The sequence below is a fragment of the Streptosporangium oxazolinicum genome (assembly GCF_039537505.1).
GTDB classification, from domain to species: domain Bacteria; phylum Actinomycetota; class Actinomycetes; order Streptosporangiales; family Streptosporangiaceae; genus Streptosporangium; species Streptosporangium oxazolinicum.
Genome location: NZ_BAABAQ010000001.1, coordinates 753,909 through 766,874 on the forward strand (window position 1 = coordinate 753,909; position 12,966 = coordinate 766,874).

General features: G+C 71.2%; 11 protein-coding genes. 5 read left to right on the forward strand and 6 right to left on the reverse strand.

Annotation, left to right across the window (positions count from 1 at the left end; all coding sequences use genetic code 11):
- Positions 1-500 precede the first annotated feature (500 nt).
- Positions 501-2,510, forward strand: coding sequence for a flavin monoamine oxidase family protein (locus tag ABD817_RS03535; RefSeq protein WP_344914874.1), 2,010 nt, complete (start codon positions 501-503; stop codon positions 2,508-2,510).
- Positions 2,511-2,546: 36 nt separating this feature from the next.
- Here ABD817_RS03535 and ABD817_RS03540 read toward each other — a convergent pair whose 3' ends face one another.
- Both ABD817_RS03540 and ABD817_RS03545 read right to left on the reverse strand, forming a co-directional pair.
- Positions 2,547-3,575: an acyltransferase family protein gene (locus tag ABD817_RS03540; protein ID WP_344914876.1), complete on the reverse strand. Its 1,029-nt coding sequence runs from the start codon at positions 3,573-3,575 to the stop codon at positions 2,547-2,549.
- A gap of 266 nt (positions 3,576-3,841) precedes the next feature.
- A complete protein-coding gene (locus ABD817_RS03545; protein ID WP_344914878.1) occupies positions 3,842-4,648 on the reverse strand; it encodes an SDR family NAD(P)-dependent oxidoreductase in 807 nt (268 codons plus the stop codon).
- A gap of 159 nt (positions 4,649-4,807) precedes the next feature.
- Between ABD817_RS03545 and ABD817_RS03550 the strand changes: the two genes are divergently transcribed.
- From ABD817_RS03550 to ABD817_RS03565, 4 genes are all read left to right on the forward strand, one after another.
- Positions 4,808-7,339, forward strand: a complete 2,532-nt coding sequence (locus ABD817_RS03550; protein ID WP_344914880.1) for a nitrate- and nitrite sensing domain-containing protein — start codon at positions 4,808-4,810, stop codon at positions 7,337-7,339.
- The gene (locus ABD817_RS03555) at positions 7,336-7,743 is read left to right on the forward strand and encodes a roadblock/LC7 domain-containing protein (protein WP_344914882.1); all 408 of its coding nucleotides are present in this window, start codon (positions 7,336-7,338) and stop codon (positions 7,741-7,743) included. Before ABD817_RS03550 ends, ABD817_RS03555 begins: the two co-directional genes overlap by 4 nt.
- Positions 7,744-7,810: 67 nt before the next feature.
- Complete coding sequence (locus ABD817_RS03560) at positions 7,811-8,158, forward strand: DUF742 domain-containing protein (protein WP_344914884.1); 348 nt, start codon at positions 7,811-7,813, stop codon at positions 8,156-8,158.
- The gene (locus ABD817_RS03565) at positions 8,139-8,714 is read left to right on the forward strand and encodes a GTP-binding protein (RefSeq protein ID WP_344914886.1); all 576 of its coding nucleotides are present in this window, start codon (positions 8,139-8,141) and stop codon (positions 8,712-8,714) included. Before ABD817_RS03560 ends, ABD817_RS03565 begins: the two co-directional genes overlap by 20 nt.
- Before the next feature lie 103 nt (positions 8,715-8,817).
- On the opposite strand, the gene ABD817_RS03570 is transcribed toward ABD817_RS03565, so the two are convergent.
- From ABD817_RS03570 to ABD817_RS03585, 4 genes are all read right to left on the reverse strand, one after another.
- Positions 8,818-9,189 (reverse strand): DUF742 domain-containing protein, encoded by a 372-nt coding sequence (locus tag ABD817_RS03570; RefSeq protein WP_344914888.1) that lies wholly within the window; start codon positions 9,187-9,189, stop codon positions 8,818-8,820.
- A complete protein-coding gene (locus ABD817_RS03575; protein ID WP_329088682.1) occupies positions 9,186-9,575 on the reverse strand; it encodes a roadblock/LC7 domain-containing protein in 390 nt (129 codons plus the stop codon). Before ABD817_RS03575 ends, ABD817_RS03570 begins: the two co-directional genes overlap by 4 nt.
- A 294-nt stretch (positions 9,576-9,869) precedes the next feature.
- Positions 9,870-12,110, reverse strand: a complete 2,241-nt coding sequence (locus ABD817_RS03580) for a sensor histidine kinase (protein WP_344914890.1) — start codon at positions 12,108-12,110, stop codon at positions 9,870-9,872.
- Between the two features lie 142 nt (positions 12,111-12,252).
- Positions 12,253-12,903, reverse strand: a complete 651-nt coding sequence (locus ABD817_RS03585) for a DUF998 domain-containing protein (protein WP_344914892.1) — start codon at positions 12,901-12,903, stop codon at positions 12,253-12,255.
- Positions 12,904-12,966 lie beyond the last annotated feature (63 nt).

A 12,966-nucleotide genomic window follows, 5' to 3' on the forward strand; every position in this document is an offset into this window, starting at 1 on the left:
CCCGGGCCTCGTTCCGCACGCCTCTTTCCCGTGTCGCGACCCCGGTTATCCTCCGCGCGACACTTTCCTTACCCGCCGTGAAAAGGGATGTGAATACGGGTCCCGATCCGGTGTGTCCCGCTTAACCACACGTCGTCCGGCGGTACGGGGCGGCCGGACTTCCGGTTCCCCTCACCCGGACGGTCATTGTCGCGGCACGCCTTTCACCAGGCGACCTTCGGGTCCGGGCGGACGGAAGGGGATGGAGCAGCAGGTAAAGGTGGTTGGGTGCGGAGTGGTGCGCATCCGGGCGCTCCCCGCGAGGCCCCCTTCCCCCGGACCGGACGGGTCAGCATATCGCCAATGCCATATCACCCCCTCACCATCGTTGATTCCTCGTGACCATGACATAACTCCTATAAGGGAAATATCATGACAGTGCGGTAATGGCGTGGGTAAAAACTTCCCGAAAACGCAGCGAGGCAGCCCCGCCGATCCATTCACATCGTGATGATCGCCCCATGACAGATCCTCACGAGATCAATCCACGTAAGGCCCTGGAACTCGGCATGGACCGGCCCATCTCCCGCCGGGACTTCTTCGATGGGGTGATCACGGCCACCGGGATCGCGGCGGCGTGCTCGCTGCCCGGGGCCGACAGGGAAGACGCCCCACCCACACTCCCGGAGGATCTGGAGCTTTCGCCGGACATGTCCTATCCGCCGTCCCGTACGGGGCTGCGCGGCGACACCGCGGAGACGCTGAGCGTGCCCCACGCCCTTCGCGACCACCGGTTCTGGCCGTACGCGGGCGCCCCGGAACCCACCGGCGAGCACTACGACCTGGTCGTGGTGGGTGCGGGGATCAGCGGTCTCAGCGCGGCCCACCGCTGGCTGGAGCGCGACCCCGCCGCGCGGATCCTGATCCTCGACAACCACGACGACATCGGCGGGCACGCCCTGCGCAACGAGTTCCGCCCGGCGGCCGGGAAGGGGCCGCTCGTCGCGTACGGCGGCTCGCGGTCGATGGAGCGCCCGTCGGCGTGGACCCCGGAGGGCAAGGACCTGCTCGCCAAGCTGGGCATCCACCCCGAGAGGCTCGCGGAGTCCTCCGGCCGGGGGCTGTACGCGAGCCTGGGGATGCACGACAGCGTCTTCTGCGACCGGGAGACCTTCCCCGAGGAGCGGCTGGTCGTGCTCACGCCCGGCAGGAGCGCCCCCCGGTGGATCGCCGAGCTGCCCGTCGCGGAGCGGGCCAGACGGGACCTGCTCATGCTGTACGGCGATCCGCCCGACTGGTTCCCCGGCCTGTCCGCCGAGGAGAAACAGGCGCGGCTGGCCCGGCTGACCTACTCGGGCTTCCTCGGGGACGTCTGCGGGGTCCACCCGGACGTGCTGGCGTTCGTCAGGACCATGCCGAGCGACGAGTGGGGCTACGGCTCCGACGCCTTCGGCGCGATCGACGCCTGGGCCGGTGCCGACGAGCACCGGTACGCGGGGTTCCAGGGGCTCGGGCTCGACAGGTCCAAGCCGTCCAGGTACAACTCCCCGACCGTGATCAAGGAGTGGGACGCGGGCGAACCGCGCGTCTGCCGCTTCCCCGAGGGCAACCAGGCGATCGTCCGGATGATGGCCGCCCGGATGATCCCCGGCTTCGCCACGAACGCCGACGCACGGGGCGTCACCACCGCGAGCTTCGACTACGGCGTGCTCGACCGGCCGGGCAACCGGGTCCGCGTACGCCTGTCCAGCCCGGTGGTCTCGGCCGCCAACGACGGCCTCCCCGGCACGGCCACCGGCGCCACGGTCGGCTACTTCGACGGCGAGCGGGTGAGGACCGTGCGGGCGAGCGGTGTGATCATGGCCTGCTGGAACTCGATGATCCCCTACCTGATCGACGACCTCCCGCCCGCGCAACATGCGGCCCTGCGGCGAGCGGTCAAGGTACCCCTGCTGTACGCGACCGTCCAGCTCCGCGACTGGCGGGCCTGGCGGAGGATGGGGATCAGGCGCGCCCGGTTCACCGGCGCCCGCTGGTGCGTGGCCGAGCTCGACGACCCCGCCGACACCGGCGGCTACCGGTGCCCGAGGAGGCCCGAGGAGCCGATCACCGCGCACCTGGTCGCCACCCCCGTCACCCCCGGCGTGTCACCCGCGGACGGCTCGATCGCCGGGCGGTACGCCCTGATCGAGACGCCGTACGAGCACCTGGAGTACGGCATCCGCGACCAGCTCACCCGGCTGCTCGGGCCGGGAGGCTTCGACGCGGCCCGCGACATCGAGGCGATCACGGTCAACCGGTGGGGACACGGCTACGCGCCGGAGTACGCCACCCCGTGGGACCTCGACTTCTACCCCGACGGGCGGCCCCCGGCTGCCGTCGCCCGCAGGACGCACGGCCGGATCGCGATCGCCAACTCCGACTCCGTTCCCGCCGCCCGCGCCGACGCGGCCGTCACCGCCGCCTACCGCGCGGTCGACGAGCTCCAGATCGGACCCGCGCGCCCCTCCCTCGGCCCGCTTCTGGCCTGACTCCCCTGGCCGGACGGACCGCCCACGAAGGTTTTCTCAGGCCGGTCTTCTCAGCCGGGTGAAGGCCCAGCTCATGCTGGGCTCGACCGCCCAGCGGGTGACGCGCCGCACCGGCGCCGTGCACAGCAGGGCGGCGAGCCCGACGCCGAAGAGCGCCACGGCCACCACCCCGGGCAGGGTCTGCGACCAGTCGCCGTAGAACCGCTCCGCGACCTTCACCACCAGGCCGTGGAGAAGGTAGGCGTACATGGTCGCCATGCCGAGCCCGGAGTACCAGGTGCGCCTGGACGGGGTGATCGCCAGGAACGCGGCGACGAGCAGCGCCCCCGCGGCCAGCATGCCCAGGCGGATCAGGCTGCCGGTGAGGTCGTCCACCCCGATCACGTCGTTGGCGTGCCGCCAGCGGATCCACTCGGTCTTCACGGAGGTGTGTATGGCGAAGGCGAGGACCGCGCCGGCGGCCAGGGTGACCGCGCCCGCGACCCGGACCCACCGCCTCCTGAGCCACTCGAAGTGCTCGGGCCGCAGCATGAGCCCGAGCACGTAGAACGGGAGCAGTCCGAGGGTGCGGTTCATCGACAGCTCGTCGGGGAGCCTGCTCATCCCCGACAGCAGTGACAGCCCGACCGCGATCACCAGCGGCCACCGCAGCTGTTGCCAGACCGGTGTGGACAGCCGCCACAGGAACAGCGACATCAGGAACCAGGTCAGGTAGTACGGGTCGAGGAGGCTGATGTCGAGCTTGCCGTACAGGATGAGGCGGGGAAGCGAGTAGATCAGCTCGAAGATCACGTACGGGACGGCGAGGGTGCTGATCAGCTTGCGCGCCTTGCCCGACGAGAAGGTGAAATTTCGTGACAGGTAGCCGCTGAGCACGATGAACAGCGGCATGTGGAACGTGTACACGAAGAAGTAGGCGGCGTGCGCGGCCGGAACGTCCCGCAGGTCCTCGATCAGGTGACCGGACACGACCAGGGTGATCGCGAGGAACTTGGCGTTGTCGAAGAACGGGTCCCTGGCCGAGGCGGGCGGCAGGACGGCCCGCAGCGGGGTTGCGACGCTCACAGCCCCGGACGGTAACCGGACCCGCCCAACGCCCGGCGAACGGCCGGTGACGCGCGGGGAAATCCCCCCTGCGAACCGTACGGCCGCCCGTCGCGGGTGAGACCCCCACCAACATGTCCGCGCGCCCGCGCGGACGCGGCCGGTTCGGGTGACGCGGCGTGGAGTACGGGTCGTGGAATGTCCACGCGCCCACGCGTGGGTACCCGCGTACCCGCGTGCCTACACGCGTACCCGCGCGGGAACGCCGCCGTACGGACCGCGAGCGGTTACGCGACGGCGGCGGCGCTGGCGTCCCAGAGGGCGCGGGCCAGCGCGGGGTCGGTCATCCTCCTGGGAACGACCGCGGGGGCGCCCTTGGCGAAGTAGCGGCCCGGGTGGGCGGCGCCGTCCGGATGGGTGGCGAGGTGGACCATGGTGCTCGCCCCCTCCTCGACGGTCTGGCCCATGCCGGGGACGTTCTTCACCATCCACATCATGAGCGTCGACGGGGCGAACTCGGTCCTGATCACGCCCGGATGGAAGCAGGTCGGGGTCACCCCGGTGCCCTGGAGGCGGCGGGCCAGCTCCACCGTGAACAGGGCGTTCGCCTGCTTGGAGTCCCCGTACTGGAGCCAGCCGCTCCAGCGCCGCCGCTCGCGGTCGAGGTCGGACGGGTCGAGGCCCCCGGTCTTGCCCGCCCGGGAGGTGGTGGTGATCACTCGCCCCGCGACCCGTTCGAGCAGCAGGTTCGTCAGCAGGAAGGGGGCCAGGTGGTTGACCTGGATCATCATCTCGTGGCCGTCGCGCGTGAGCGTGCGCCTGGTGGTCATGACGCCCGCGTTGTTGACGAGCACGTCGATCCGGTCGTAGCGGGACAGGAGTTCAGCCGCCAACCTACGCACATCATCCAAAAGGGTGTAATCGCAGGTAAACGTATCCGGAAGTGCCCCGGAGACCTCGCGCACCCTTTCCGCTACCCGAGCCGTCTTGTCGGGATTACGGCCAACCAGAACTACCGTCTGCCCGCGCCTCGCGAGCTCCACCGCCGCCGCTTCACCAATTCCGGCACTAGCCCCGGTAATCACACTAATCATCAGATCCTCCACTGCGCAAAAACCTTATTCGGTGCTAGTCTCCTGTGCGATCTTCCGGAGGCGTATCCATCCCTAAGCCGGCACGAGCCTCCACACGCTCAGAGGTTGGAACGAGTGGACATGGGCTCTAGAAACCGCTCGATTCGGTTCAAGATTTTCTTGCTGTTGCTCCTGCCGCTGCTGTCACTGAGCGCGCTCTGGGGCTTCGTACTCAACCTGACCGTTGGCGACGGCATCGCGCTGCTGAAGGCGAACGCCCTCTACCAGACGGTGGGCGTCACCTCCACGGAGCTGGGACTTCAGCTCCAGGCCGAGCGGACACAGTCGTCGGTGGCGATCAGTTCCAGGGTCCTCACGAGCGGGATGGGCGATCAGCGCGCCCGCACCGACCGCGCGGTCGCGGGGTTCAGGAAGGCCGCCACAACCGACAATTCCGGCAGCCCGGAACTGCGCAACTCGCTGGACGAGCTGCTCCGCCAGCTCGACAGGCTGCCGAGCGTCCGCTCGGGCGTCGACAGCGGGCAGCACACGCGGCTGGGCGTGCTGTCGAACTACAACCAGATCCTCGACGCGGTCTTCCTGGTGTACGACCAGATGGCCGCCGTGCCCGACCTCTCGATCTTCCAGCAGGCCACGGCCATGCAGGGCATGGGCAACGCCCACGACATGGTCGCCAGGGAGAACGCGCTGATCAGCGGGGCGCTGATCGACTACCGGCTGTCCGAGGAGGAGCGCAGGGCCTTCGGCGAGTACGTCGCCACCCGGCGCTTCCTGCACGCCAGGGGCGCGGCCTCGCTGGACCCCGAGCTGGGCGCGCAGTACCGCGACACCTTCGCCTCCGCCGCCTTCGAGAAGTTCACCGACCTGGAGAAGGCCATCATCGGGTCGACCGGCGGCCGGCTGACCCCCGAGGCGAGCAAGTGGAAGACGACCACGAACGCGATCTCGACCTGGCTCGACAAGGTCAATTTCTCCTCCTCCAAGATCCTGGCGGACCGGGCCCAGGAGGTCGCCACCGGCGTCCTGATCCGGATCGTGATAGCGGGTGGCGTCGGCCTGATCGCGGTGGTCGCGTCGATCATCATCTCGGTCCGCTTCGGCCGCCGCCTCGCCGCCGAACTGGCCGGGCTCCGCTCGGCCGCCCTGGATCTGGCGGACGTGCGGCTCCCCCGCGTCGTCGACCGCCTGCGGCGCGGCGAGGAGGTCGACGTACGGGCCGAGGCGCCGCCGATCCAGGCGGGCGGCTCGACCGAGGTGCACGACGTGGCCCACGCGTTCGGCTCGGTGCAGCGCACCGCCGTGGAGGCCGCCGTCGGCCAGGCCAACATGCGGCGCGGTGTCAGCCAGGTCTTCGTGAACCTGGCCCGGCGCAAGCAGAGCCTGCTGCACCGCCAGCTCACCCTGCTCGACAGCATGCAGCGCCGGGCGACCGACCCCGACAGCCTTGAGGACCTGTTCCGGCTGGATCACCTGACCACCCGCATGCGGCGGCACGCGGAGGGCCTGATCATCCTGTCCGGCTCGGCGCCCGGCCGGTCGTGGCGCAAGCCGGTGCCGGTGATCGACGTCCTGCGGGCCGCGATCGCCGAGGTCGAGGACTACACCCGGGTCAACGTGGTGCCGGTGCCCGACGTCTCGCTCGACGGGGCCGCGGTCGCCGACATCACCCACCTGGTGGCCGAACTGATCGAGAACGCCACGATCTTCTCGCCGCCGCAGACCTCGGTCACCGTGCGCGGCGACGTGGTGGCCAACGGGTTCGCCGTCGAGGTCGAGGACCGCGGCCTGGGCCTGAGCACCGAGGAGTACGCGGCGATCAACGAGCGGCTGGCCAGCCCGCCGGAGTTCGACCTGGCGGACAGCGACCGGCTCGGCCTGTTCGTGGTGGGCCAGCTCGCCTCCCGGCACGGCGTCCAGGTCATCCTGCGCGGCTCGCCGTTCGGCGGCACCACGGCCATCGTCCTCATCCCCCGCTCGGTGATCGCCCAGCAGGGCTCGCCGCTCGCCCTCACCGCGGAGCGGCCGTCCCCCGCCGCCGAACGCGTCACCGGGCGTCCGGGAGAGCTGTTCGAGTCCGCCCCGCCCGGCGCGCTCGCTCCCCCGGCCAACGGCACCAACCTCCCGCGCAGGACGAGGCAGGCCTCCTCGAACCAGCCCGCCCAGCCCGCACAGCCCGCCGCGGCCCCGTCCCTCAGCGTGGTGACGGACCTGCCCGCCCGCGCCCCGTTCCCGGATCGGGCCGCGCCCGCGGGCCGGGAGACGGGCTGGGACACGGGCTGGGACGCGGCCTCCCGCGAGGCGCCCCCCAACGCGCCGTTCCCGGCGGCGCCCTCGGAGCCCTCGGGGTCCCAGGGATCGCCTCAGGAGCCCCGTGAGCCCCACGAGACGCCCCCGGAGCCCCGGCCCCGGGAGAAGGGCGGCAACGGCGGTCCGACGCGTCAGAAGGCCACACAGCCCCCCACGGGGCCGGGCGGCCTGCCCCGCAGGGTCCGGCAGGCGAACCTGGCGCCTCAGCTCCGCCAGGAGGCGGAGCCCGCCGGGCCGGGACCGAGGGCGGAACCGAGCGAGGAGCGTTCGCCGGACGAGGTCCGCGCGCTGTTCTCCGCCTTCCAGGCGGGGGCGCGACGCGGGCGCGAGGAGCAGGACAATGACTTCGCGCACCATACGACAGGCGACAAGGGGGACAAGTGACCGGGAAATTGACCAACACCGGCGAGCTGAACTGGCTCCTCGACGACCTGACCACCAGGGTGGGCGCGGTACGCCAGGCGGTGATCCTCTCCACCGACGGGCTGGCCGTCGGATTCTCGAAGGGGCTCCTGCGCGAGGACGCCGAGCATCTGTCCGCGGTCGCCGCCGGTTTCCAGAGCCTGGCGCGCGGGGCGGGACGCCACTTCGGCGGCGGCGACGTGCGCCAGACCATCGTGGAGATGGAGTCGGCGTTCCTGTTCGTCACCGCCGCGGGACAGGGCACCTGCCTGGCCGTGCTGAGCAGTTCCGACGCCGACGTCGGCCACATCGCCTACGAGATGGCGATGCTGGTCAAGCGGGTCGGCCAGCACATCTCCACCAATCCACGTCAAGGTCTCTCGTGAGGAAGGGAGCGGGTGGCCGCGTCGTCGACGGACCGTCGGATCCCCGAGCCCGGTGCCGGAGGTCCGGATGACGCACTGGATGGACGAGGAGGCCGGGCCGGTCGTCCGGCCGTACGCGCTCATCGGGGGTCGTACCCGCTCCTCCGGTGACAAGCTGGACCTGGTCGCGATGGTCACTTCGACACGCGGCGCTCCGTCCGGGGGGTTCGTCCCAAGCCCCGAACAGGAACGCATCCTCGCCATGGTCACCACTCCGACCTCGGTCGCCGACGTCGCCTCGGACCTGAACCTGCCGCTCGGCGTGGTGCGGGTCCTGCTCGGCGACCTGCAGGACCACAAGCTCATCTCGATCGGGCGCGCCTCCGCGAGCGAGCGCATTCTCAAGGAAGTGATCAATGGACTTCGGGCCCTCTGACGAACCCGTCGCCCTCAAGATTCTCATCGCGGGTGGCTTCGGGGTGGGCAAGACCACGCTTGTGGGCGCCATCAGCGAGATCCGGCCGCTCCGCACCGAGGAGGTCCTCTCCGACCGCGGTATCGGCATCGACGACGTCGACGGCGTCGAGGGCAAGACCACCACCACGGTCGCGATGGACTTCGGCCGCATCACGATCAGGGAGGGCCTGGTCGTCTACCTGTTCGGCACGCCGGGCCAGGAGCGCTTCTGGTTCATGTGGGACGAGCTGTCCTACGGCGCGCTGGGCGCCGTGGTGCTCGCCGACACCCGGCGGCTGACCGACTGCTTCCCCTCCATCGACTACTTCGAGCAGCGCGGCACGCCGTTCATCGTGGCCGTCAACTGCTTCGACGGCGCCGACCGGCACGAGGCGGAGGACGTACGCGTCGCCCTGGACCTCGACGTGGACGTGCCGGTGCTGCTCTGCGACGTGCGACGCCGCGTCTCGGCGAAGACGGTGCTCGTGACGCTCGTGGAGCACTCCCTGAGGGTGCTGACGGCCAGCCAGAGCTGAGGAACGGGCCGGGGTGCTCCCCCCGGCCCCAGGCCCCCGGTGCCGGGGGCCGGACACCGGCTCGGGCGCTACCGCCGGAGGCCGGGCGCGCCCGCGAGAGGGATCACAGCGCCCGCAGGCCGCTGATCAGTTCCCTCAGGAGGTTCTCCGGGGGCATGGAGGCCGCGGGAAGCGGCGAGCGCACCAGGATCAGACCCTGGTCCAGCAGATCGCCCAGGAGAACCCTGATCACGCCGACCGGCAGGCCCGCGTCCGAGGCGATCTCTACGATCGGGCGGGCCCGCTTGACCAGGTTGAGCAGCCGCCGGTGCTCGGAGCCAAGGTTCGCCCCGGCGGCGACCGGCGTTCCCGTCGCCACCGCCATCGCGAGCATGTCGAACGAGGAGGACGACGCCCGGGTGCGCCCTCCCGTCATCGCGTAGGGACGGACGACGGGCCCCGCCTCCTCGTCGACCCACTCGACGTCGTCTTTCATTGGCCCGCCATCCGGGGACCGGTGGCCAGATGCTGGCCGACACGGGTGACCAGGCGGGCCATCTCGTAGGCGATCAGGCCCACGTCGGCGGCGCCGGTGGTCAGGACCGACAGGCAGCTTCCCTGGCCCGCGGAGGTGACGAAGAGGAACGCGGAGTCCATCTCCACCATCGTCTGGCGGACGGCACCGCCGCCGAACTGCAGGCTGGTGCCCTTGGCGAGACTCTGGAAGCCGGAGGCGACCGCGGACAGGTGCTCGGCGTCCTCCTTGCTCAGCCCTCGGGACGAGGCCATCATCAGCCCGTCGTTGGACAGGATCAGCGCGTGCGAGACGTCCGCCACACTCGTGACGAAGTCATCCAGAAGCCAATACAGCTCACCCGGCACGTGGTTAAACCCCTTCCCCTCTGACGATCTCGTTGGTCGCCGGCCCCCACCGGCTCGGTGAACCCGTTCTCGCTGCTTCGCTCCCACAGACGCTGCCGGACAGCACCCATCGGCTCGGTGAACCCGTCCCCGACAGTCCGCTCCCACAGACGCCGCCGGACCATACCCACGGGCTCGGTGAACCCGTCCCCGACAGTCCGCTCCCACAGACGCCGCCCGGCCGCGCCGGCGGCCTCCGGCCGAGGCTCGGCGAACCCCGTCCCACTGCTCCGCCCCCGCCCTCACGATCCCGGCTCATCGCTTGGCACCGCCGTCCTCGTCCTCGTCGCGGCCGCGCTGCCAGCCGGACTGCAGGGCGCTCATCAGCGCCCTCGCCTCCTCGGGCGAGCGTCCCTCGACCTCGGCCTCGGGCGGGCGGGACTCCTGGGCCTGGCGCGGCGGCAGGTTCGCCTGCCGCACCCGGCGCGGCAGGCCGTCGGCGGCACCGCGCCGCGTCGGCTTCCACAGGTCCGCGGGGATCGGCACCTCACCGGAGTCGGCAGGCCGCTCCACCCGTTCCACTCGCTCCACGACGGTCTCGGCGCCCTGCCCCGCGGACTCGGGCCGCACGCTGATGACGGTGAGCACCGGCGGCTCCAGCGGCTCCTCGACGGGCTCGGGGTCTCCGAGCAGTTGCTCGGGAAGGAGGACGACCACCCCGGTGCCGCCGTACGGCGAGGCGCGCAGCATCACCTCGACCCCGTACCTGGCGGCCAGCAACCCGACCACGGCGAAGCCCAGCCGGTCGGTGTCGGCCGGGTCGAACTCCGGCGGGCTGGTCAGGCGCTCGTTGATCGCGGCGCGCTTGTCGTCGGTCAGCCCGAGCCCCCTGTCCTCGATCTCGACCGCGAAGCCCCGCCCGACGAGCTCGCCCCTGACCGAGACCTGGCTGCCCGGCGGGGAGAAGACGGTGGCGTTCTCCAGGATCTCGGCGAACAGGTGCATCATGTCCGCGACGGCGTTGCCGACCAGGGTGGTGCCGCCCGTCGGGAAGATCCGTACCCGGGCGTAGTCCTCGACCTGGGCGGCGGCCCCGCGCAGCACGTCCTCCATCGGCACCGACGAGCGCCACTTGCGGCCCGCAGCGCCGCCGGACAGGATCACCAGGCCCTCGGCGTGGCGGCGCATGCGGGTGGTGAGGTGGTCGAGCCTGAAGAGGTTCTCCAGCGCGGCGGGGTCCTCCGCCTGCTTCTGCATGCCGTCGAGCAGCTTGAGCTGGCGCTGCAGCAGCGACTGGCTCCGGCGGGCGAGGTTGCGGAAGGCCTGGGAGACGCCCTCGCGCAGCCTGGCCTGCTCCACGGCGGCGTCCACGGCACTGCGCTGGACGCTGTCGAAGGCGGCGGCGACGTCGTGGATCTCGGTCGTGCTGCCCAGCGGCTCCAGCGGGGGCGCCTCGGTCGCCACGTCCACCCGCTCGCCCCGGCGCAGCTTCGACATGACCCTCGGGAGCCGCTCCTGCGCGAGGTCGGCGGCGGCCCGCCGCACCGCGGCGAGCTCCTTGGTGATCCCGCTGCCGACCCGGTACGAGATCAGCAGCGACGCGACGACCGCGATGAGGCCGAGCACGCCGACGACACCGGCACGGACGAAGACGCCGACGGCGGCGGGCGCGGCCTGCTCGACGAGCGCGGGGGTGGCCGCCGTCAGGGACCGCTGGTAGGCGGCGTCCAGCTCGTCCCCGGCGGCACGCCAGGCGGTGGACGGCACGCCACCGGCGCCGGACAGCAGACGGTTCTCCAGGCTGGTGAAGCGGGCGTACGTCGAGGAGGCGATCATCTCCGAGAAGGGGGCGCGCAGCGCGGGCTCCAGATCCGGGAGCGCCTGGTCCATGAGGAAGACCCGGTTGGCGGCGAGCCGGGTGAACAGCCGCATCTCGCTCGCCGTCATCGGGGTCTCGAGCGCCAGCGCGCCCGCGGCGAGTGCCCGCTCGCGGCTGAGCAGGTCCATGGCCTGGTTGATCATCGTGATGCCGCGCGACTGGCGGTAGAGCGGGAGGTCGTTGGTGAGGCTCAGGGTGTTGAAGAGCCGGCGCAGGGCGTCCGGCAGCCGGGAGAACTCCTCGGAGAGGCCCACCGGGCCGATCCGCCCGGTGTCGATCCTGGCGCGGATCGCGTCGAGCCCGTCCACCTGGCGCATCAGCTCGGCGTGGCGCGTCCGCATCTCGTCGGACATCTCCGCCTGCGCCGACTCCCCTGTCGTCTCGCGCAGCCGGGAACGGGCCTGGTCGGTGACCGAGCGCTGGCCCGCGAGGGTGTCGCGGTCCGCGTCGGAGCGGGTGGCCAGGTACTCGGCCGACAGGATGTGCTCACGCTGGACCGCGGTGCCCAGGTCTCCCGCGGGCTTGCCGACGGAGTCGTACAGCGTGCCGACGGAGAGCAGGCTCACCGAGTCGCCGACCGTGACGACCGTCGCGAAACCCCACAGCGCCACCAGCGAGGCGAGCGGGATGACCAGCAGCACCGAGACCTTGAAGCGGATAGACCTGCTCGCTGCCATGTCACCTCAACGGCTCGCTCTCGGAGCGCCGGGGGGAGGCCCCGGACGATCTCTAGATCGCCGACGAGAATAGCACTGGCGGCTCCTGCTATTTGTAGCCTATTTGTGACATGTCATGAAAGAGTTTTCGGAAGTGAGTGCGTCAGCCGAGAGCGGCGCGTGACGCGGGGGCGGCGCCCCGCGCCCAGGTCAGTCGGACGAGCCGGAAGGCCAGCACTCCGACCAGCGCGACCTCGGCGCCGAGCAGGGTCCACTCGACGAGTCCGACGAGCGCCCCGCCTCCGGGAAGCATCACGTAGGTGAGGGCCAGCAGTCCGAAACCCCCGGCCAGCGTGAGCCACTCCACCGGCCTGGCCACCGGCCGCCACCGCTCGTCCTCGCCGAACCGCGCCACCGTCAGGCCACCCGCCGCGGGCACCGCGGCCAGCACGGCGATCGACACGTAGCGGTACGCCTGGGCGACCAGGTCCGTCCCCGTACCGGGAATGGCCGAGGGCAGCACGGCGAGCACGATGAGTCCCGCGCCCCAGACCAGCATCAGCCGTTCGGCCAGGACACCCACCGGCGCCCCCACGGCCCGCAGCCCCGCGACCACCGCGAAGGCCGCGACCCCCAGCGCCGTCATCGCGAACCCGGTCGCCCCGGTGCGGTCCAGCGCGGCGTACTCGCTGATCGTCAGATCGAGGGGGTTCGGGGAGAGGACCGGGTCGGCCTGTCCCGCGACGGCGGCCACGGCGGCCACGACGATCCCGGCACATGCGATCAGGGGGTAGAGCCTCTTCGACGCGAGCATGCGCTAAGACTGTCCGCCGGAGGACGTTTCAGACATCCGGCGGCACCCCTGATCCAACCCTGA